Annotated in this window: 18 protein-coding genes; 6 read left to right on the top strand and 12 right to left on the bottom strand. The window is 55.9% G+C overall.

All coding sequences use genetic code 11. The annotated features are described in order from the left end of the window. Positions 1 to 410 precede the first annotated feature (410 nt). Positions 411 to 1,490, top strand: coding sequence for an extracellular solute-binding protein (locus AC2FH8_RS08200; RefSeq protein WP_496689295.1), 1,080 nt, complete (start codon positions 411 to 413; stop codon positions 1,488 to 1,490). 29 nt (positions 1,491 to 1,519) lie between these two features. After that, positions 1,520 to 3,121 (top strand): BCCT family transporter, encoded by a 1,602-nt coding sequence (locus tag AC2FH8_RS08195; protein WP_496689293.1) that lies wholly within the window; start codon positions 1,520 to 1,522, stop codon positions 3,119 to 3,121. Positions 3,122 to 3,503: 382 nt separating this feature from the next. Here AC2FH8_RS08195 and AC2FH8_RS08190 read toward each other — a convergent pair whose 3' ends face one another. Together AC2FH8_RS08190 and AC2FH8_RS08185 are read right to left on the bottom strand one after the other, a co-directional pair. After that, the gene (locus AC2FH8_RS08190; RefSeq protein WP_496689291.1) at positions 3,504 to 5,525 is read right to left on the bottom strand and encodes a DEAD/DEAH box helicase; all 2,022 of its coding nucleotides are present in this window, start codon (positions 5,523 to 5,525) and stop codon (positions 3,504 to 3,506) included. 410 nt (positions 5,526 to 5,935) lie between these two features. Further along, positions 5,936 to 7,099, bottom strand: a complete 1,164-nt coding sequence (locus AC2FH8_RS08185; protein ID WP_496689289.1) for an ATP-binding protein — start codon at positions 7,097 to 7,099, stop codon at positions 5,936 to 5,938. A gap of 335 nt (positions 7,100 to 7,434) precedes the next feature. On the opposite strand from AC2FH8_RS08185, the gene speD reads away from it, so the two are divergent. Next, a complete protein-coding gene (gene speD / locus AC2FH8_RS08180; RefSeq protein ID WP_281995110.1) occupies positions 7,435 to 7,836 on the top strand; it encodes an adenosylmethionine decarboxylase in 402 nt (133 codons plus the stop codon). Here speD and AC2FH8_RS08175 read toward each other — a convergent pair. Genes AC2FH8_RS08175 through AC2FH8_RS08155 form a run of 5 tightly spaced genes read right to left on the bottom strand, consistent with a single transcriptional unit; the run spans position 7,807 to position 11,562 of the window. Next, positions 7,807 to 9,348, bottom strand: coding sequence for a polyamine aminopropyltransferase (locus AC2FH8_RS08175; protein WP_496689286.1), 1,542 nt, complete (start codon positions 9,346 to 9,348; stop codon positions 7,807 to 7,809). The genes speD and AC2FH8_RS08175 overlap by 30 nt on opposite strands. Beyond that, a complete protein-coding gene (locus tag AC2FH8_RS08170) occupies positions 9,345 to 9,569 on the bottom strand; it encodes a DUF350 domain-containing protein (RefSeq protein ID WP_142636390.1) in 225 nt (74 codons plus the stop codon). The genes AC2FH8_RS08175 and AC2FH8_RS08170 overlap by 4 nt, the downstream gene beginning before the upstream one ends. Positions 9,570 to 9,579: 10 nt before the next feature. Beyond that, complete coding sequence (locus AC2FH8_RS08165) at positions 9,580 to 9,744, bottom strand: hypothetical protein (protein ID WP_496689284.1); 165 nt, start codon at positions 9,742 to 9,744, stop codon at positions 9,580 to 9,582. 1 nt (position 9,745) lies between these two features. After that, positions 9,746 to 11,047 carry a DUF4178 domain-containing protein gene (locus AC2FH8_RS08160; RefSeq protein ID WP_496689282.1) on the bottom strand — a complete coding sequence of 434 codons (1,302 nt, stop codon included), beginning with the start codon at positions 11,045 to 11,047 and terminating at the stop codon, positions 9,746 to 9,748. Beyond that, complete coding sequence (locus AC2FH8_RS08155; protein WP_496689280.1) at positions 11,044 to 11,562, bottom strand: DUF4178 domain-containing protein; 519 nt, start codon at positions 11,560 to 11,562, stop codon at positions 11,044 to 11,046. Before AC2FH8_RS08155 ends, AC2FH8_RS08160 begins: the two co-directional genes overlap by 4 nt. Before the next feature lie 25 nt (positions 11,563 to 11,587). On the opposite strand from AC2FH8_RS08155, the gene AC2FH8_RS08150 reads away from it, so the two are divergent. Further along, positions 11,588 to 11,833, top strand: coding sequence for a hypothetical protein (locus tag AC2FH8_RS08150; RefSeq protein WP_496689278.1), 246 nt, complete (start codon positions 11,588 to 11,590; stop codon positions 11,831 to 11,833). On the opposite strand, the gene arcC is transcribed toward AC2FH8_RS08150, so the two are convergent. From arcC to AC2FH8_RS08125, 5 genes are read right to left on the bottom strand one after another with little or no spacing between them, the layout of a single operon-like run. Next, entirely contained in the window at positions 11,830 to 12,762 is a 933-nt protein-coding gene (gene arcC, locus AC2FH8_RS08145; protein ID WP_496689276.1) for a carbamate kinase, read from the bottom strand. The two genes, AC2FH8_RS08150 and arcC, sit on opposite strands and share 4 nt — an antisense overlap. 3 nt (positions 12,763 to 12,765) lie before the next feature. Further along, positions 12,766 to 13,767: an ornithine carbamoyltransferase gene (gene argF, locus AC2FH8_RS08140; RefSeq protein WP_281995114.1), complete on the bottom strand. Its 1,002-nt coding sequence runs from the start codon at positions 13,765 to 13,767 to the stop codon at positions 12,766 to 12,768. A gap of 29 nt (positions 13,768 to 13,796) precedes the next feature. Next, positions 13,797 to 15,026, bottom strand: coding sequence for an arginine deiminase (locus AC2FH8_RS08135; protein ID WP_142636397.1), 1,230 nt, complete (start codon positions 15,024 to 15,026; stop codon positions 13,797 to 13,799). Continuing rightward, complete coding sequence (locus AC2FH8_RS08130) at positions 15,023 to 16,360, bottom strand: amino acid permease (protein WP_496689273.1); 1,338 nt, start codon at positions 16,358 to 16,360, stop codon at positions 15,023 to 15,025. Before AC2FH8_RS08130 ends, AC2FH8_RS08135 begins: the two co-directional genes overlap by 4 nt. A 9-nt stretch (positions 16,361 to 16,369) precedes the next feature. Next, positions 16,370 to 17,776: a YfcC family protein gene (locus tag AC2FH8_RS08125; protein WP_496689271.1), complete on the bottom strand. Its 1,407-nt coding sequence runs from the start codon at positions 17,774 to 17,776 to the stop codon at positions 16,370 to 16,372. Between the two features lie 426 nt (positions 17,777 to 18,202). Here AC2FH8_RS08125 and AC2FH8_RS08120 point away from each other — a divergent pair, with 426 nt between their 5' ends. Both AC2FH8_RS08120 and AC2FH8_RS08115 read left to right on the top strand, forming a co-directional pair. After that, the gene (locus AC2FH8_RS08120; RefSeq protein ID WP_416383920.1) at positions 18,203 to 19,942 is read left to right on the top strand and encodes a type I secretion system permease/ATPase; all 1,740 of its coding nucleotides are present in this window, start codon (positions 18,203 to 18,205) and stop codon (positions 19,940 to 19,942) included. Further along, positions 19,942 to 21,258: an HlyD family type I secretion periplasmic adaptor subunit gene (locus AC2FH8_RS08115; protein WP_281995115.1), complete on the top strand. Its 1,317-nt coding sequence runs from the start codon at positions 19,942 to 19,944 to the stop codon at positions 21,256 to 21,258. Before AC2FH8_RS08120 ends, AC2FH8_RS08115 begins: the two co-directional genes overlap by 1 nt. Position 21,259 lies beyond the last annotated feature (1 nt).

The raw sequence follows: 21,259 nt of genomic DNA, 5'->3' as shown, positions 1-21,259 counted from the left end.
CACGCCCCTGAGGCTCTTTCGCCGAAGGTGAGATAGGCCCCAAGATCAGGTCCGTAATTAACTGTGGTCGATGAACAGGAACCGGTTTCTCTGTATCGCTGGCTTCTGGAAAACAGCCTGTAACCGCAAGCCTTGTTTCTTGGTGGCTCTGCCAAATCTGTCGCTCTGTCTGGCGTAATAGTCGTATTTAGCTTTCGCAATTTTTGATTATTGCTGATCATCAGGGTGAATTTGATGTATTCTTGCTGAATGTGCTGGGAATTGACCAGGAGGACGACCCAAACAAAGCGCTTATACAAAATTAGAAGCGACTAGGGAGGAATTTGATGATGTACTATAGGCTAAAGGCGGTCAGGGGCTGTCGGATAATGATAGCTGCGCTGTTTTCTACTCTCTCTTTGAGTAATGCGATGGCGCAAAGTAACTCTGAGAGCGAAACCACAATCCCAGAGCCCGGGCCGTCCATCACCTTCACATCCTGGACCGGCCCTTACATGCGAAGTCAGATGCTTGGGTTTGTGCGCCCTTATGAGCAAGCCAAAAACGCTGATGTGCATGTTGCACATTACAATGGTGGCATCTCGGAAATCCGCGATCAGGTCGAAAGCGCAAATGTGATTTGGGATGTGGTCGACCTTACGCAAGCAGATTCACTTCGCGCCTGCGAAGAGGGCTTGCTGGAGAACATATCTGACATAGATCTGCCTGATGGCGTCGATGGCACACCATTTCGAGAGGATTTTGTCGAAGGTGCCCTGAATGATTGTGGCGTAGGAGTCATCGTATGGGGCACCGCATATGCGTATAACAATTCTCAATTCGCAGAAACGCCTCCATCAACCATTTCGGATTTCTTCGACACAGAAACCTATCCTGGGCCACGTGCCATCCGAAATGATCCGACAGTGATCATGGAATGGGCCCTTATGGCCGACGGCGTAGCCCGCGATGATGTGTATCCAACGCTAGAAACCGAAGAAGGTGTTGAGCGCGCGCTGAAAAAGATGGACGACATAAAAACCGGCCTGCAAATCTGGGAAACCGGGCGCGAACCCGTACGTCTGCTGAACTCTGGCGACATTGCTATGTCATCGATTTGGGCCACTACCGGTGCAACGGCCGCCCAGGAAGATGGTTCCGATTTTACGGTCAACATGGACGGCCGTGTGATTGAGCTGGATCTGTTCGGCATTCCAAAAGGAAGCCAGAATAAAGAAGAGGCCATTGATTTTATTCGCTTTGCTAGCAGCTCAAATTCGCTGGCCGATATGGTCGGGCACCTGCCAAATGGTCCAACCCGAAAATCTTCGATGACACTCCTGTCAGATGACGTTTTGGAGCGCATCCCGAACGGTCCGGCGTATGAAGACAATCTTTACATTCTGTCGGACGCCGAGTGGTGGGCCACCAACCACGGGCGCCTGGAAGAGGCGTTCCAGTCCTGGCTCGCAACCTCCGCCCGTCAGGGCGCTGCGGGTTCAACACGGTAAGCCGAAACAACAGGTCTAAGAGGTGCAAAATGAGTGATCAATCAACACAGAAACCTGACAATCTTGTAGCAAAGAGCGGCTTGTTCAAAGGTATGAATCCGACGATGGGTATCGCTTCGATGGTGATGATATTGGGGTTTGTGTTTTTCACGATCCGTGATGTTGAAGCTTCAAGTGCGATCTTTGCGACAGGTAAAAACTTCATCATCGGTAGCCTGGACTGGTTCTATGTACTGGTCGTTAACGCGGCACTGTTTTTCGTAATTTGGCTTATGATCAGTCGGTTCGGACACGTGAAGCTGGGCAAGGATGATGACGAGCCAGATTTTTCAACGTTTTCATGGATTTGCATGCTGTTTAGTGCGGGCTTGGGATCTGGTCTGATCTATTGGGGCGTTGCAGAGCCAATGTTCCATATCCAAGGCAGCCCATTCCTTGAACGGGCGGGAATTGAACCAAGTTCGGTTGACGCGGCGGTTTCTGCGGTAACGATCACGAATTTCCACTGGGGTTTCCACGGTTGGGCCCTTTATGTGCTGGTTGGCCTCTGCCTTGCATATTTCTCGTACCGCCATGGGCTTCCTCTGACTTTGCGCACCGCTCTTTATCCTGTCCTGAAGGAACGGATCTATGGTCCCTGGGGTCATCTCGTCGATCTGATTGGCGTATTTGGTACAATCTTTGGCCTCGCAACCTCATTGGGGTTGGGCGTCACACCAATCGCCGCCGGTCTTGAGGATCTTGGCTGGATGGCAAACACCCAGACAAATCAGTTGATCCTCGTCGCAATCATCACCTGTCTTGGCACGGCTTCTGCTGCATCGGGTGTTGGCAAAGGCGTGCGTATCTTGTCTGAAGCCAACGTTATGGCAAGTGTTGGCCTGCTGCTCCTGTTCATCATTCTGGGACCCACGGCATTCCTGTTGGGCATAACCATATCCGGATTTGGAGATTACCTCTGGACGGTGATACCCATGGGTTTCTGGATCAACGGTGAGCCCGAAAACCAATGGCAGAGCTGGTGGACGATCTTTTACTGGGGCTGGTGGATCGCATGGTGCCCGTTTGTTGGACTGTTCATTGCGCGGGTATCAAAGGGGCGGACGATCAAGCAATTCTGCTATTGCGTTCTTCTTATTCCAACCTCAGTCGTGATGCTCTGGATGGGTGTCTTTGGTGGCGCAGCAGCCGGGGTTGATCTGTTCTACGACGCAGGTGTCGTCGAGGCGGTCAACAATGACTACGCCGCTGGCGTATTCCAAACGGTCAAAGGATTTGGCTACACATGGTTGGTGTACCCGATCACAGTGTTGATTACGGTTCTGCTGATTTCGTGGTTTGTCACGTCTTCTGACTCGGGGACACTCGTGATGTGCACAATGCTGTCGATGGGTGACGAGCATCCGCCAATCAAGTTCCGTGTATTTTGGGGTATTACCGCAGGCGTTGTTGCCGGTGTCCTAATGCTGGCCGGTGGGTTGAGCGCGCTACAGACAGCGTCCATCGTCGCAGGGCTACCAATCGCTGTGATCTTGTTGTTCATGATCTATGGTATTGTCTCGTCGCTTCACGCTGAGCACCCAGTGCCAGATGTTGAGGATAAGTACGAAATGGAGTTCCTCAACAGATAGGCAGCCATTGTGGTTCAATTTGTCGAGAGGCAGTTACATCTGCCTCTCGACAATTACAGACATGGGTTTCGATCTGTCCGCGAAACTTTCCTCGTTCTGATGTGAAGTTTGCTAAACTTTCTGGGATCAAACGAATACGAAAGAACCTCTGCCTAATGGTTTCCACCAGCATCTCTGCTACCCGCGTGGTACAGCAACTGGATAGGCTTGTCGGCTCTCCATGGTGAGCCTCTCACACAATCTCGACCCGTGAACCAAAGGTACATTGTGGGGGATAGTCCGATCCTGGTCGTGATGGAGCGGTTTCTTTCGCCCATGCCTTCCATTGTCCCTTAAAGGTAATGCCCAAAGCCAAAAAACCAGGTTCGGAATGGAATGCAGGCTAAGTCTTCCGCCGTTTCGGGACAGAATCGCCACCTTTTGTAGATTTGGCCGCTGCGACTCGCGCTCGGTTCTTCTTGCTGCTTGACTTACCTTTGGGTGGAGGCGGACCCTTTGATGCTGTTCGGGCAGATTTGATATCGCCGCCTTTGGCTTCAGATTTACCGCCCTTACGTGCCTTTGGCTTTGCACCAACCGGTTTGAACAAGGCATCTGCCTCGTCTTTCGAAGCACGCTGGCGTTCTACTTTGGCTGATTTGACGGCCCTTGTGGAACGTTCTGCAGGGCTGGAAGGTGCCCGGCCCTCGGGTTCAGGCTTGCGACGTCCATAGGTTGCAGTGCCGCTCCGTTCGGTCGGAGTCGTATCTCGTTTGCTCGTAATCGGTTTGCCTCTTTGCTTTCCGATGGGCTTGGTCCGGCCAGTTTCAGCAAAGTCCGGTGCCGCGTCCAGACGCACGAGATTCTTGACCTTTTCGATCTTCATCTCGGGCCCAACGGCTGTCAGAAACCCTTCGACGCTGGGCTCACGTATCTCGAAATAGGTCACATCATCGGCAATCCTGATGGCCCCAATGTCATCCTTCGTCAGATTGCCTGACTTGCAGATCATCGGCAGCATATAACGCGGCGACGCATTTTGATTGCGCCCCTCGGACAGCGAAAACCAGACGCTGGGGCCAAAGGCCGCGCGCGGTTTCTGGCTTTGCTGATCGACCGTCGACAACTCTTCTGGCGCGGAATGACGCAGCTTGTACTGCCGCAGGTAAGCTGCTGCAATCTGCTCAGGGGCAAAGCTTTCTACCATTTTCTGAACTGCTGCGCGTTCACTTTCCGTGATCTCTGCTTGCCAGTCATCCGATGCGAACATCCTCACCTGATCGCGTTCGGTCACCTCTTCGGCTGACGGGGCTGTCCCCCAATCGGCGGTCAGCTTGGCGAATTTCAGAATACGTTCCGCCTTTTTCCGCGACGCGGGTGCAACCACTAGTGCGCTAACGCCCTTGCGTCCGGCCCGGCCTGTTCGACCCGAGCGGTGCAGCAGTGTTTCATGGCTGTTTGGCAGTTCCGCATGGACCACCAAATCAAGGTTAGGCAAATCAATACCGCGGGCGGCAACATCCGTTGCCACACAGACCCTGGCACGCCCATCGCGCATGGCCTGCAAAGCGTTCGAGCGTTCGCTCTGGGTCAATTCTCCGGATAGGGCGACGACCGAAAAGCCCCGGTTTGACAGGCGCGCTGTCAGACGTGACACCATCGCGCGGGTATTGCAGAACACGATGGCGTTCGGCGCCTCATAATAGCGCAACACATTGATAATTGCATTCTCGCCGTCGCGCGGGCCGACCAACATAGCACGATAATCGATATCGGCGTGCTGCGTCTTTTCGCTGACGGTGCTCACACGTTCTGCATCGCGCTGATACCGTGTCGCCAGATTGGCAATCGCACGTGGGACAGTGGCAGAAAACAGCAAAGTCTGACGGTCTGATGGTGTTTCATCCAGAATGAATTCCAGATCCTCTCGGAACCCGAGATCCAACATCTCGTCGGCCTCATCAAGAACCACGGCGCGAATGGCCGTCAGGTCGATCGAGCCCCGCATGATATGATCCCGCAGCCGTCCCGGAGTGGCGACAACAATATGCGCGCCACGCGCCAACGCACGGCGTTCATCCCGAATATCCATGCCTCCCACGCAGGACGCCAGAAACGCGCCCGCATCGGCGAACAACCAGCTCAGTTCACGCTTGACCTGCAGCGCCAGTTCCCTTGTTGGTGCTACAACAAGTGCCAGCGGTGCGCCCGAGGTTTCGAAAGTCTCAGCGTCACCCAGAAGTCGCGGCGCAATCGCCAGACCGAATCCGATGGTTTTACCCGATCCGGTTTGGGCCGAAACCAGCATATCCTTCCCCTCCAGTTCGAGCCGGGTTACAGCCTGCTGAACTTGGGTTAAGGTGTCATAGCCCTTGCGAGCCAGCGCATTTGCAATGGTTTGTTTCACAGCGGTGGTTCTTTTCATCGGTCAGGAGATGGGATTGTGCGGTATTGCAATCAATGCATCATCCATGGGTAAAGACAGCCCCTTAACGAGTGTCTTGACTATTGTATAGCCACGAACCGGGGCAGATGCGCTGAAAATCCCGTATCCTGTCCGTACTGCTCCCTTTCAGTAGCGGCTTGAGACCCTCGCCGCTTTCGGTTCAATTTGTTGAGACGCGGCAGAAGCGCAGGCTTGGAATAATCAAAACAGGCGTTTTTCTGTAGAGCTTTCAACCGTCTGTAAACCAGCTGTCCCTGTCGGGCTGGCGGTCAACGTGACTACTCCTTCGGGAAATCTACTACAAGCAGTCGGATTCGATAGCTTCTACGACCACGTTTTCTTCGAATTTAGGGCATGACGTTGATCCAATGGCGCGGTCCCTCTTGCGTCTACGCAGACGCCAGCCGTTTCATCGCGCTCATGAGAGGCATAGCTTGTACACCTCCCTGCCCCGGCACTTCCTTGTCGTTGGCATAGACAAGGATGCGCTCTGAGACGTCCAGTTCTTCTGTCGCGATGTGAAACCCACGCGTGACCTTCGCTGATGTCGTCCGCTTGATCTCTATGGCCCAGAGGCCGCCGCGGGGAAGTTTCAACATCAAATCCACCTCAGCCCCTGCTGAAGAGCGATAGAAGCTTGCTTCTGTTCCGCGCGGTGCCGCGGCGATCAGGTTTTCGATGCAGAACCCTTCCCAACTGCCGCCGACAACCGGATGCCCAAGCAGGTCTTCCGGTGTTTCGATCCCAAGAAGCGCATGGGCCAACCCGGAATCGCGGATATAAACCTTAGGAGATTTGACCAGACGCTTTCCGGCATTGGAATGCCATGGCTGCAAACGGCGCACCAGCATCAGGTCGACCAGCAAATCAAGATAGCGCGCAACGCTCTGGCCAGAGACACCCAGGTTTCCCGCAAGTTTCGCCGCATTGAGTAACCCGCCTTGCTCATGGGCAAGCATTGTCCAGAACCGGCGCAATGTTTCCGCCGGGATGCGCAACCCAAAAGCCGGAACATCGCGTTCCAGATAGGTGCGGATGAAATCCTCGCGCCATGCCAGGCTGGTTTTGTCGTTCTTGGCAAGGAAGCTATCTGGAAACCCACCCCGCAACCACAGCGCAGAGATCGAGTCCGCTCCGGTTTCCGACAAAATGAAAGGCGTCAGCTCGTGATAGCTGACCCGGCCAGCCAAGGATTCTGCGCTTTGGTGCAGAAGCGTGTTCGAGGCCGACCCCAGCAGCAGGAATTGCCCAGTCCGATACCCTTGTCTTCGTCGTCGGTCAATCTGACCGCGTAATGCCTTAAACAGGCCTGGCATAAGCTGAACTTCATCGATCACCACCAGGCGCCCAACCTGCTCGTCGAGATAGAGGTCTGGCTCTTCGAGTACCTGGCGATCAGCAGATCTCTCCATATCAAGATAGACAGCGTCACGGCTTTCAGCGATATCCTGCGCGAGGGTTGTCTTCCCAACTTGCCGCGGCCCAAGCAGGACTACGCCCGCCTGGTTCTCGAGAGAGTCTTCAACTGACTTTCTATCACCGCGCTTGATCATACCTTGTATTTATTCCATTTGGTGGAAGATTTACAATGATAAAATTCCAAATTACTGTCCAGTGAAACCCTATCGTCTCGGCCCTTCACCCCAAAACCATAACACGCAAGTCTGGACCTTAGGTCGAGCATAATCGTGGAAAGCTGCGTCCCATTTGATCAAGAGAAAATTCAACCTGAGTACGTTCTTCTTTCTTAACTATTAAATTCGAAGAGTCCTCTTTGCGTCCCTCAATTTCATTTCCATTGCCCTGAAGGGCGAAGCCAACTAGGTACTTGCCGCGCACAAACCCCTAAGAATCTGCGAAAAATCAAATCGTAGAAAGGACCAGGATCATGACCATACCGGCAATCAAAAACGCTGACACAGGCACGCTGGCTGGCTCGGGAATGCATATTCTGGTCGATCATTACGGCAGCCTATACCTAACCGACGTAATGCGCATCGAAGAGGCACTGACCCGCGCGGCGCGGGAGGCTGGCGCAACGATACTGTCGGGCAAGTTCCACAAATTTGGCGGGCATGGCGGTGTGACCGGAGTGTTGTTGCTGGCAGAATCCCATATCTCGATCCACACTTGGCCGGAAAATGATTATGCCGCCATCGACATCTTCATGTGTGGCACAACGCAACCGGACAAAGCGGTCGCATATCTTGAGAAGCACCTGCGCCCTGCCCGAGTTGAAATTACGCGCGTCAACCGCGGTTTACCGGAACCAGTAGTCCCAACCGTCTAAGTAATATCCCATCAATGCGTGCGATTGCAGTGTATTAGGTTCGGCATCGACCCGGTCGGTATCACCGCCAAAAATCTGTGCCGCGCGCCAAACATCATCGTCGAGATAGCTCAACCCATCCGGCAGTTCGATTCTACGGTCGGTCAATGGTTCAAATGTAGCCAGAACAAACCCCCATTCGCCGAAGCTCGGCACGTAGCTGTGATAGGGAACCGCCTGCAGTCCCCGCCCGGGCCTTTGCGGATTGCGGCTGCTCTCGATCGTTTCGGCCACCGACCAAAAGGCCTGCCGAGCAAAGAACGGTGATCCGGCCTGGGTGACAAAGACCCCCTGCCCGCTTAGCCGTTCGGCCAGCAAGCCGTAGAATTGCTTGGTGTATAACCGGGACAAGGCGATGGATTTGGGGTCTGGCAGATCAATGATCACCACGTCGTAAATCTGGGTTTCCCGCTCCAGAAACCTCCAGGCGTCTTCGTTGACAACCGTCACGCGCGGGTCGCTGAGAGCATTGTCGTTCAGCTTGGACAGATCTGGATGGTCGCGAAACAACTGCGTCACACGCGGATCAAGATCCACCAGCGTCACGGATTGCACCTCGGGATAGCGCAGCACCTCGCGCGCGGCCATGCCGTCTCCACCCCCAAGGATCAGGATGTCACGCGCGCGTGGTGCAAGGGCCATGGCCGGATGCACAAGTGGCTCGTGATAGCGGTGTTCGTCAAGGGAATCGAACTGGATCGAATGATCCAGAAACAGGCGCACCCGGTCGCGGTACCGGGTGACGGTGATCTGCTGATACGGCGTGGCCTCGGACAGGATGACATCATCCTCGAACAGCTCAGCCTCGGTGACCGAGACCAGCCGCTCGGACTGCCACAACGCGCCCAGTGTTGCCACAAAGGCCACCGCCCAAACCGCAACCTGGACTCGCGTGGCCCATTCCCGAAATACCAGCAGGGACAGGCCTGCGACGGCGAGGTTCAGCCCTCCGAAGGCCAGGCTGGCAGACATCAACCCCAGATATGGGATTACCAGCAGTGGAAAGGCCAGCGAGGCGACCAGCGCACCGATGTAGTCGACGCTCAGCACGTTTTCGAAACGGAATTTCAGCGCCCCAATCTGTTCCAGAACGCGGGCGATTAAAGGGATTTCCATCCCCGACAGGATACCAATGGCAATCAAGGCGCCGTAAAGCGGCAAGGCCACCTGCCCCATCCACGCGTAGTTCAGAAACAGCACCGGCGCCAAAAACCCGCCGACAATGCCCAGTAGGATCTGCGCCCAGACAAATCCGGAAAACGCATCCGAGACAAAGCGCGATAGCCAGGCCCCGACCCCCATTGCTGACAGAAAGATACCAATCACCAACGAGAACTGGCGGACGGAGTCCCCCAGCAGATAACTCGAAAGAGTGGCTGCAATCAGCTCATAGATCAGACCGGCGACAGCCACCAGAAAGGTGGCCAGCAACAACCACGCGGCACGCGCCTCAACCGCGCGGGGCTGGGTCATGACAGGATGACGGCCGCGATGATGATGGACACCGCCACAAATAGCAGCCCGATCAGGATCGCCAACGCGATATTCTGATCTTTTTCAATCTCGTGCACGACCGAGAAGGGCGTCATCCAGTCGATCACCTTCCACACGACCCACATCAGCGTCACGCCCAGAAGGGTGTAAAAGATTGTGCTGATGATCTCTGCAATCTGAATTGCTGCTATATAGTCCATTGATTCCTCACTATTTTATCCGATTTGACCGATAGTACCCGCCGCCACCGCTGCCGACCCGAACCGAAGTGTCCAAGTCACGGCTTTCGGCCCAATACCCATGCCACGAGACATAACCTGTGGCAGCCACGGCCAGGGTCGAAATGACGATGAAAATGATCCTGAAAGCTGTCACTCTAATTCTCATCTACCCAATCAGTTCCCGACCACCGGGCGCGTTGATGAATCCATTTGCGCCCGAACTGGAACAGGAACAGCGCTCCAAAAACCCCGGCCAGCGCAAATGCCCAGAGACCACTGGACAGTCCGGTTTTGACACTGACCTGCAACTGGCTGAACGGCTGCCCGGGCACATGATCTGCGCCCTGTCCGTTCCAAAGCCCCTGCTCTGGCACGTCCAGTGCCAATGTGTAATCACCCGTGCGATCTGGCCGAAACGTCAGGCTCGCAAATTTGCTGCCTTCACGCCATGTGCCGTCCGAGTCGCGACCGGTGTAATATTCGATTGTTCGACCCGCCTGGAACACCGGCTCTCCGTCCGGATCAAGCATCTCGATGTCCAGATAGATCCAACTGTTTTCAACATTGCCCGAAAAGGTAACGTTCGTCAGTTGGCTATTGGCTTCAAGCGGGATTGTGATCTCGGCGGGGAAGTCGCCACGTTTTAGCGCCTGACGCTCTATCGCCCTCTCACCTGATCGTTGAGAGAAGGAGACCGCCATCACAAGACAGAGGATCGTAAACACGAATGATACGACCAGCAAAAATCTATAGTTTGGGCCCTCGATGAAAGGTTGCAGCGGATGCACCCGATGTGGGTTCAGGTTCAATGAAACCCCAAAAGCTGCTTCGGCCTGCTGTTTCGAAACATAGAACAAGCGATAGGTCTCACGCTCGGACCCAGTGGTTGAAAACCCCAGCATCGCCGTATCAGACATCGCTGAAATCGTCGTTGTCTTTTCGCCCAGTGAAGGCGTCCAGGTGAATTCGCCCTCGACATAGGTGACCGCGCTTGTGGTGGTCTCGTAATACACAAAGCGCCCATCCTCGGTCGTCACAGAGGGAGGAGATTCCGCTGTCTCAACCCACCGCTCCGACATCCAGGCCGATCCGCGATAGCGTCTGGAAAACACCAGATGCCCCGCCTCAAGCGTTAGCCAGGCATAGCCGTGAGTTGGCGAATAGAGCTGATGGTCTATCCATTGATAGACCCGTCCGCCCCAGCGCTCGGCATGTTCGATCAGACCAATTATGGTGAACTCGGCACCATACAACGACCCACTCATCCCAATCGAAAGCGGGGTTTCCGGGCGTTTCTGATCCTTGAACTGGCGTAGAGTCCGGTAGTTGTTCTGTGCATCCAGCTCGGCCCCGCAATACGAACAGATCTGCACGATCACCCGGCCACCGCCCAGTACATCCAGACCGGCGCCGCAGCAGGTGCAGTTGATCGAAAGAAGACTTGGATCTCGGGTCATGGCTGCCGCTGAACCTTCACGTCAAATGCGTCATACCACCGACCGTAGAACCAGATCGCATGACCGGGCCAGAATTCGCCGGACAACAAAGCCTCGTCCCCGGCGGAAGCGTTCACGAATTCATGGCTTTCCCCGACCTGAAGCACCTCATCGAACTGTCCGCATAGGGCGATGCATTCGGCATGTTCAACTTCGGTAACCGTGAATGTGGCCGCGTCAAAATCCAGCGTTTCGCCCAGCTTGAACGGAGGCATGAATTTCGGCGTGTACTTTCCGGTCAAGCGTTTCTGCCGAACGACATCTCCCTCATCGAGCGATATCCAGCAGGTGCGGCCATCACCATCGACACCGCAGAACTCATCCCAGAACCCCCGCCCGTAGGAATAGCGCGCATGACCAAGAATCAATGTCGACGTTCGACCCAGTTGCACTTGATCGCCTATCCCGAACAAAAGCGGTGCATCGTGCATCTCACCCTGCTGGCCCGCCGATTGAACCTGGACATCATTGATCATCAACGTCGTACCGCAGGACGCACAGGTGGCAACCTTTATCCCTTTCAGCGCAATCGGGGTTTGCGCACCGCAGTTTGGACAGTTCAAAGTCTTCATGCTTTCAAGTCGCGCAAAGAAAATGAAAGTTCAAGCCGTTATTGGTTCTGGAGAATACACGTCCGGTGCCGCCTTGCCCTTGTTGCCAGAATTCAAACAGAACCACTTAGGTGGAACTGAACATGCTGGCGGTTCTGTTAGAGGTGCCGTCAGCCCCAGCAATCATCTGAGTTAGTCGTGAAATAGGGTTTCAGCTGCGTCTTTGCTTATGGTTGTGCCCTTCCTGCCCGCAACGATATCCGCCAGATCGGCCAGTGCGCCGATGGCTGCAGATTTGCCGGTAAGCCGCGCAAACTGGGCGGCGGCCTCGACCTTTGGGCCCATCGAACCGGCGGCGAAATTGAACTTGGCCATGGCATCTGGTGAGGCGGCTTTTATGCCACGCTGAGTATCGGTACCCCAGTCCAGATAGGCACAATCAGCATCCGTTGCCGAAATGAACAAATCGGCCCCGACCTCTCGGGCCAGCAGCTCCGAGGCCAGATCCTTGTCGATCACCGCTTCTATCCCCTCCAGATAACCCGGAGAAGTATAGGCCGTGGGAATGCCCCCGCCACCGGCACAGATCACCACGGTTTGCCGTTCCAGCAGCCATTTAATCGGCCTGATTTGAAAAATCCGTTTCGGCAGCGGAGAGGCAACAACCCGTCGCCATTTGTCACCATCCGCACGAATTTGCCAGCCCTTGTCGGCGGCCAATCGTTCTGCCTCGGGTTTGTCATATACCGGACCGATGAATTTTGTGGGGTCGTCAAAGGCGGGATCCTTGGCATCGACCTCAATCATGGTCAGCAGCGTGGCCAGAGGCGTCTCGGGCGGCAGACGGTTGCCCAGCTCCTGCTCGATCATGTACCCGATCATGCCCTCGGTTTCCGCCCCAAGCACGTCCAGCGGATAGGCCTCATCCGGTTTATAGGCGTTGCCCTGTAGGGCCAGTAATCCCACCTGAGGGCCATTCCCGTGGGTCACAATCAACTCGTTCCCCTCGGCAATGGTGGCCAGCGCCTGCGCGGCGATGGCCGTGTTTTCACGCTGGTTCTCGGCGGTCAGGGCCTGACCCCGCCGCAGCAGCGCATTGCCCCCAAGGGCGACGACGATGCGCATGACTCAGGCCCCCAGAGTGGCGACCAGAACGGCCTTGATTGTGTGCATTCGGTTTTCGGCCTGTTCAAACTGAATACCGGCGGGGCTTTCGAATACCTCTTCGGTGACCTCCATTTCGGTGATGCCGAATTTCTCGTGGATGTCTTCGCCCACTTTTGTCTCGGTATTGTGGAAGGCGGGCAGGCAATGCATGAATTTGACGTTTGGATTGTTTGCCGCTGCCATTAACGCGCTGTTGACCTGATAGGGGGTCAGCTGCTTGATCCGGCTGTCCCAGACCTCTGGTGCTTCGCCCATCGAGACCCAGACATCGGTGTGGATGAAATCCACGCCATCCACGGCGGCCGCAGGATCATCGGTGATGGTCAGCGTCGCGCCGTAACGCGAGGCGGCTTCTTCCGCCGGACCGCGGAATTCGTCGGACGGCCACAGATCACGTGGGGCGGCGATGCGGACGTCCATCCCCATCATGCAGCCCGCGATCATCAGCGAATGGCCCATATTGGACCGCCCGTCGCCCACATAGGCGTATTTGATGTCATGCAGGGGCTTTTCTCCATATTCCTGCATGGTCAGCAGATCGGCCAGCATCTGGGTCGGGTGGAACTCATCGGTCAGCCCGTTATAGACCGGCACGCCCGCATTGGCGGCCAGTGTTTCCGCCAGTTCCTGCCCAAAACCGCGATATTCAATGCCGTCGAACATGCGGCCCAGCACGCGGGCAGTGTCCTTCATGCTTTCCTTATGCCCGATCTGTGACCCCGAGGGCCCAAGATAGGTGACACCGGCACCCTGATCCATCGCGGCCACTTCAAAGGCGCACATGGTCCGGGTCGAGGATTTTTCGAAGATCAGGCAGATGTTCTTGCCTTTTAGATGCTGGATTTCAGACCCCGCATATTTTGCGCGCTTCAGATCGCGCGACAGGTCCAGCAAATAACGCAGCTCGCGCTGGTCGAAATCGAGCAGTTTCAGGAAGCTGCGGCCCTTGATGTTAAATGCCATTGGTCAATCTCCTTTTTCAGTAATCGGGTTCAATAATCCACGGGGTCACGCCAGATCGGGCAGGTCATGCAATGCCCGCCGCCTCGTCCACGCCCCAGTTCCGAGCCCGAGATCGTGATCACCTCGACCCCCGCCTTGCGCAGCAGCGTGTTGGTATAGGTGTTGCGGTCATAAGCGACGACCACGCCGGGCTCTAACGCCACCACGTTGTTGCCGTCGTCCCACTGCTCGCGTTCCTGATTGAATGCGTCTCCGCCGGTCTGCACGATGTTCAGAGATTTGATCCCCAGACATTCGGCGGCCACATCGAACAGATGTTTGTCATCGCGCCGGAAGTCGATCGTGTCCTCTTTGTTTCCGGGGCGCAGGCTGATGCACTGGATGTCGTTACAGACATCAACATAGGCAGTCGCGGTCTCGCGGTCGCAATGGCTGAACACTGTATCCAGATGCATAGCCGCGCGGCTGCGGGGCATCTGACAGGCAACAACCCTCTCCGCCGCGCCTTTGGCAAACAGAGCGCGGGCAACCTGACCAACCGCCTGCGGACTGGTACGTTCGCCCATGCCGATCAACACACTGCCATTGCCCCAGGGCATGACATCACCGCCTTCGACCGTGGCCGCGCCGTGATCCTTGTCTGGGTCACCCCACCAGATCTCGAAATCTGCGTCGCGGAACTCTGGGTGGAACTTGTAGATCGCGGTCACCAACAGGGTTTCGGGGCGCCGCGCCGGCCAGTACATCGGGTTGACCGTCACTCCGCCATAGATCCAGCAACTGTTGTCACGAGTGAACTGCGTATTTGGAATCGGTGGGATCACAAAGCCCAGTGGCCCCAGATAGCTGCCGAACATACCTGAGGGTTTGAACGGCATATCTTCGACCGCGATGCCGCCGATCAGATATCTGGCCAGATCCTTGGCCGCCATCTCATCCAACCAGCCGCGCAGCTCATTCAGCATACCGACGCCCACCTGATTTTCGGTAATGCGGCGGTCCAGAACCCAATTACGGGCTCCCTTGTCCTTCAGCGTTTCTGCAAGCAGCGTCTGGAATTCTAGAACCTGAACCCCGCGATCCTCCATCTTCATGCGGAAATCGGCATGGTCAGAGCGGGCTTTGTGCACCCAAAGGACATCGTCATAAAGCAACTCTGCCGCATTGCCAGGGGTCAGGCGGGAATGGGCCAGACCCGGTTCGCAGACCATCACCTTTCGAAGTTTCCCAATCTCGGAATGTGCGCCAAATCCAGTCATGATATCTCCTTTGATGTAATCGCGCCGGACTGCCAACGCAGCCAGACATGGATGGGCAACCCAGCCAACAGCAAAAGGACGCCCCAGAAAACGACGTCTTTTCCAGCGCCGAAGATCGCCCAGAATGAATAGACAAAACCGAGACCCGCCAGCACAAAGGCCTGCGGTGGCAGGCGGGTGCGTTCTTTGCGTTTTGCGCGGATCATAATCTCGGCACCTGCGCACAGCAGGTAGGGAACCAGCGTGGATAGGGTGGCCAACAGAATGATGAATTCAAACTGTTCAGCCAGGGATCGGGTATAGTTCATAGCGATCAGAGCGCTGGCGAGCAGGCTTGAGGAGATCAGGCCAAATGTCGGCGTACCAGTCCGTGACACCCGGGCAAAACCGGCCGGGAACAACCCGTCACGCGCCGCGCCCAGTGGCACTTGCCCGGTCAGCAGCACAAATCCGTTGAGCGTGCCGAAGGTCGAAACGCAGGCCCCGACCGCGATGAATACCGCACCGCCAAACCCCCACATCACATGCGCAACATCCGCCAGCGGTGCGTTGCTTCCGGCCAGCGTGCCGGATGGTACTACCCCAAGCGCCACATAGGTCGTGGCGATATAGACCAATGCGGCAACACAGGTTCCGACAATCGTCGCAAGAGGGATCGTTTTGGTAGGGTTCCTGACATCGCCCGCCGGAACCGTTGCGGATTCGAGCCCCACAAATGCCCAAAGCGTCAACGCCGCGCAGGCCGAGATCGCCGATATGTTCGACATACCGCTGAGGTTAACCGGCCGGAAGTTTTCAGGTTGGACATGAGCCAGGCCCAGCAGGATCAGCACCAGCAGCGGGGACAGCTTCATCACCGTGGTCACCACTTGCACAATCCCGGCCTGCCGAACGCCGCGCAGATTGACCCAGGTGAGCAGCCAAATCGCACCAAGTGAGACCGCCAATCCCGCGAGCGCAGTTTCCCCGATGGCGGGTACCATAAAGCTGAGATAGCCAGCAAAGGCGACGGCAACGGCGGCATTCCCAGACCACAGCGCGATCCAATAGCCCCAAGCAATCAGGAAACCGGCAAAATCACCAAAGCCCTCGCGCGCATAAGCGTATGGCCCGCCGGTATTGGAAGACAATCGCGCCAGCCGTCCAAAGATCAGGGCCAGCACAATCGCGCCACCTGCGGTCAGAACCCATCCCGCCATCGAGATTGGCCCGAACACGGCCAGAGAAGAGGGCAGCAGGAAAATACCGGACCCGATCATATTGCCCACCACCAGCGCGGTGCACATCCAGAACCCAAGGGTTCCTTTGGGTTTAGATCGGGTGTCGGTGGGCATAATGCGACCTCATGCCAACGCGGAAAGGCTGAGCCCGGCCATGATGATGACGATCAGGATCAGTAAAAGCGGCCACATGAACCTGAGCCAGCGTTCATAGGGCACACGCCCCAGGGCAAGCCCGCCCATGACCACCGCAAAGGTGGGGTTAATCAGGTTCACCAAACCGCTGGCTGACTGATAGGCCGTCACGACCAAGGACCGTTCTACGCCGGAAAAGTCTGCTAGCGGCGCCATGATCGGCATGGTCAGAACCGCCAAGCCCGAGGATGACGGGACGAGGAAGGACAACAGCCCCTGCAAGGCGAACATCGCATTGATAAAGGCCACTTTGCCCAAACCATCCACGGCACCTTCGGCCCAATACAAAATGGTATCGGTGATGTTTCCTGCGTCCATGACCACTACGATCCCGCGCGCGATCCCGATCACCAGCGCAACCCCCAGCAAATCCCGGGCACCGTCAACGAAGGTCGAGGTGAATTCCTCTTCCCCGATCCGTGCGATCAATCCCACGATTATCGAGGACACAATGAACAGGCCGGACATCTCGGCCATCCACCAGCCTCCTGCCGCGACACCCCAGATCATCACGCCAAAGCTGGCCGCAAAGATCAAAAGGATCAGCCCATGCATACCCGTAAAGGTCGGAGCTTCACCGCCCGTGCGGCCACCTTTGAGGAAATGCGCCTCATTGCTTTCGCGCTTGTCGGCAACGAAGGACAGATCCGGATCGGCTTTGACCTTGGCTGCATATCGCATGACAAAAACCACACAAGCCAACCAGCATGCCAGCAACAGCGCAAAGCGCAGCATTATGCCATTGGTGAAGGGCACCCCCGCCGCATCCGAGGCGATGACTGTGGCAAACGGGTTAATCGTCGATCCCAGCGTGCCAACCCCCGCCCCCAGCATGATGATGGCCACACCCACTACCGCGTCATAGCGCGCGGCAATCATCACTGGGATGATCAGCGCGTAAAAAGCCAGTGACTCTTCGGCCATGCCATAGATTGTGCCCCCCGCAGCAAAGAAGGCCATCAAGATGGGGATCATCCATTTCTCGCGCCCCTTCAGACGCACCATTGCGCGCGCAATCCCGGCGTCAATCGCCCCGGTTCGCGTTACAACTCCCAAAAAACCGCCAATCACCAGCACAAAAAGTGCAACATCAATCGCCCGCGCTTCATAACTGACAGGGTCATAGAACCCCCCGATAGGGGCCAGTACGACATCATAGAACCCCTGCGGATTGGGCTCGACAACCTGATAGCTGCCCGGTACCGGAACATCGCGTCCCAGGGCTTCGTTAGCGACGCGGTCATATTGGCCAGCGGGAACAAACCAGGTTGCAATGGCGACCAGTGCTATCAACGCAAACAGAATTGTATATGCAGTTGGAAACTTGAGCTTCATGTCATCAAACTCCTAAAAGAGCTGAGATTGGGTTTCGAAACTTCCGGTCTCTTCATACAGTCTCAATATGAGATTTCTAAGGATGAATGACCCCGAGGCGACCTGAACGGTTCTACATGAACGCCATTCGCTGGCGCTGCGCATTGACCTGCATCAATAGAATTCAGGCTGACGCCGGATTCAGGTTCGTCAGTTTTTGCTTTCCTACAGATCGTAAGTTGCTCATCTGAGTGCAGCGGTTAGCACCTTGCGATCCATCGCCCCAGTCTGGCAGAAACCCGCTTGAGACTGTGGTGATCATGTTGACATATCAGCCCATTTCCCTGAACCGGTAAGTCGCACATTTGCATTAGGCTTACCAAAGGCTAATGTGCAAGAAATTAAGGCGCAAATGCCCGTATCGAACAGTAACCCAAGGCTAACAACGTGAGCTCTGAAATTCCCAGGTCCCTGCCTGCCAGACATGAGTTGCGCAAGGTGCGCAACAAGGGGCTGTCATTTCTGGCACTGGCCTTCCTGTTCAGCATCTTTGTCAACCTGCTGATGCTGACGGGGCCTTTATTCATGCTGCAGGTTTATGACCGGGTCCTTGCCTCTCGGGCGGTTGAAACCCTCACGGCGCTGTTTCTGATTGTCGCTCTATTATATAGCCTTATGGCCATGCTGGATTTTGCGCGAGGACGTATCGTTGCGCGGTTCGGAGCGAGGTTCCAGTCGCAACTGGACGAGCGGGTGTTCGAGGCAACGCTGCGAAAATCTCTTGTTCCGCAGGCCCGTGCAGCCCCAGCCACTGCCTTGCGCGACCTTGAGGCAATCCAGAACCTGTGTTCCTCACCTGTTTTGCTGGCCGTAATGGATATCCCCTGGACACCGGTTTTTCTGGCAGCAATCTTCCTATTCCACCCGATGCTTGGATGGCTTGCGGTTGCGGGTGGCGCGATCCTGATTGTCATCGCTCTGCTTAATCAGGCGCTCACTCATAGAAAGGTTGCCGCTGCACAGCAGGCCTCGGCGCGGGCAGGCTCATTCTCGGAACATGCCAGACAAGCCGCAGAAGTTGTCCGCTCGCAAGGAATGCAGCACGACATCTCGCAACGCTGGCTGACCCAGAGGACCGATGCGCTGAGACAGACCATCTCGGCCAGCGATTGGACCGGAAGCTTTACCTCATTAACCAAGTCGATGCGGCTGTTCTTGCAATCTGCCATGCTGGCATTGGGAGCTTTGCTGGTTTTAAGAAACGAACTGTCCCCTGGGGCAATGATTGCAGGGTCCATCCTGCTTGGGCGCGCATTGGCCCCGGTCGAGCAGGCGGTGGGCCAATGGGCATTGGTGGAGCGTGCGCGATCTGCGTGGATTTCACTGAACCGATTCCTGGACACCACCCCGCCCGAGCCGGACCGGACCAAATTGCCTGTACCAGATGCGCGCCTGATCGCCAAAGGACTGACCGTTGTACCACCCGGCGCCGATTTACCGACACTCAGGAACGTTTCACTGAAACTAGAACCGGGCAAAGCTTTGGGCGTGATCGGCAAAAGCGGGTCAGGAAAATCCACGCTTGCCAAGGCCCTGTTAGGATTGTGGAAACCGGCCGTTGGCGAAATCAGGCTTGGAGGCGCTACACTGGATCAATACGGGACTGATGATTTGGGCCAACACATCGGCTATCTGCCGCAGGAAGTCACTTTGTTCAACGGAACAGTGACCGAAAACATCGCCCGGATGTCCCAAAACCCGGATTCGGAAGCGGTCATCGCTGCAGCCAAGAAAGCCAAGGCTCATGACCTGATCCTGACATTGGAAAAGGGGTACGACACGTTTCTGGAAGGCAATGACAGTCAACTGTCGGGTGGCCAAAAGCAACGTATTGCTCTGGCGCGCGCTTTGTATGGAGATCCTGTCCTGCTGATCCTGGACGAGCCGAACTCGGCTCTGGATGCTGATGGCACTGAGGCATTGAACACCGCTATCCGAGAACTGAAGGCCGCGGGCAAATCAGCCATCATCATGACGCACCGACCACAGGCCATTTCGGAATGCGACGATCTTGCTGTTGTTGAAAATGGCCAGGTCGTGAAATCCGGCAGCCGCGATGAGGTGCTAAGCGCCATGGTTCAGAACGCAAATGCGATCAAAAAAGGTCTGGCACGGGTGGGTGAGTAATGCAAAAGCCCAATCATAATGATACGCGCCCTGTTTGGCGCATTACATTTCCTGCTCTGGTCGGGTTGCTCGCACTGGCTATTTTAATCGGCGGGTTGGGCTTTTGGGCGGTGCAGACCAGGCTGGCAGGCGCCATTGTATCGCAGGGCGTCATCGAAGTTCAAAGCAACCGCCAGGTAGTCGAGCATCCAGACGGTGGCGTGGTCGGCGAGATTTTTGTGCGCGACGGTGATTCCGTCACCGGCGGCGACATTCTGTTACGTCTGGATGACACGTTTCTGACCTCTGAAAAGACCATCGTTGAGGCGCAGCTGTTTGAATTACTCGTCCGAAAGGCACGGCTTCAGGCCGAACGCGATGGCACTGATCTGACTGTTTTGACATCCGCGCTGAACGACGTACAGAAACAAGAAGACATTGACCCTGAGCTGATCGCCGGCCAGCAACGCCTGTTCGAGGCACGTCTGAATACCCTAAATCAGCAGACTCAGCAGTTGAGCAAGCAACGCATTCAGATAGAAAGCGAGATCGAGGGCACCTTGGCGCAACTGGTCTCGCTGCGCCGTCAGGTCGATCTGATACAGGAGGAGCTGCAGGACCAGCAAAGCCTGCTTCAACGCGGCCTGACACAAGCCAGTCGGGTATCCGCCTTGCAACGCGAAGAAGCCAGCCTGACAGGTGAAATAGGCAGGCTCGAAGCGGCTGCCGCGCGGCTCAAAGGCCAAATCGCGGCAACCGAGATCAAGATTGTAGAACTGCAGGCGACACGCCGCGAAGAAGCAATCACCGCCCTACGCGATGCGCAATCGAAAATCGCGGAACTGTCTGAACGCAGGCTCTCGCTGGCTGTTCGTCTATCGCGGCTGGATATTAGAGCGCCGGTTTCCGGTACAGTCTATGGAAGCCAGGTATTTGCACTGCATTCGGTTGTACAGCCGGCAGAACCGATGATGTATGTCGTACCACAGGAAATTCCTCTGCTGATTGCCGCTCGCGTAGATGCGATTCATGTGGACCAAGTGTATATTGGGCAGCCCGCCCTCCTGCGATTTCCCGCCTTCAACCAACGCGAAACCCCCGAAATCGAAGGGCATGTTGTCACGATTTCTGCCGATACGTTCACTGATGAGAACACCGGACACACATTTTATCGCGCTGAAATGTTACCTGATGCCAACCAGATCGAGCGCCTGAACGGGCAACGCCTTGTACCCGGCATGCCAGTCGAAGCGATGATCAAGACGGACGAGCGATCCCCGTTTTCATATCTGATAAAACCGATGGCCGATTACTTTAACAGGGCCTTCCGGGAATAGA

This window comes from Ruegeria sp. CDSC025, assembly GCF_059610805.1.
This window is presented reverse-complemented; position numbering and strand designations above follow the sequence as displayed.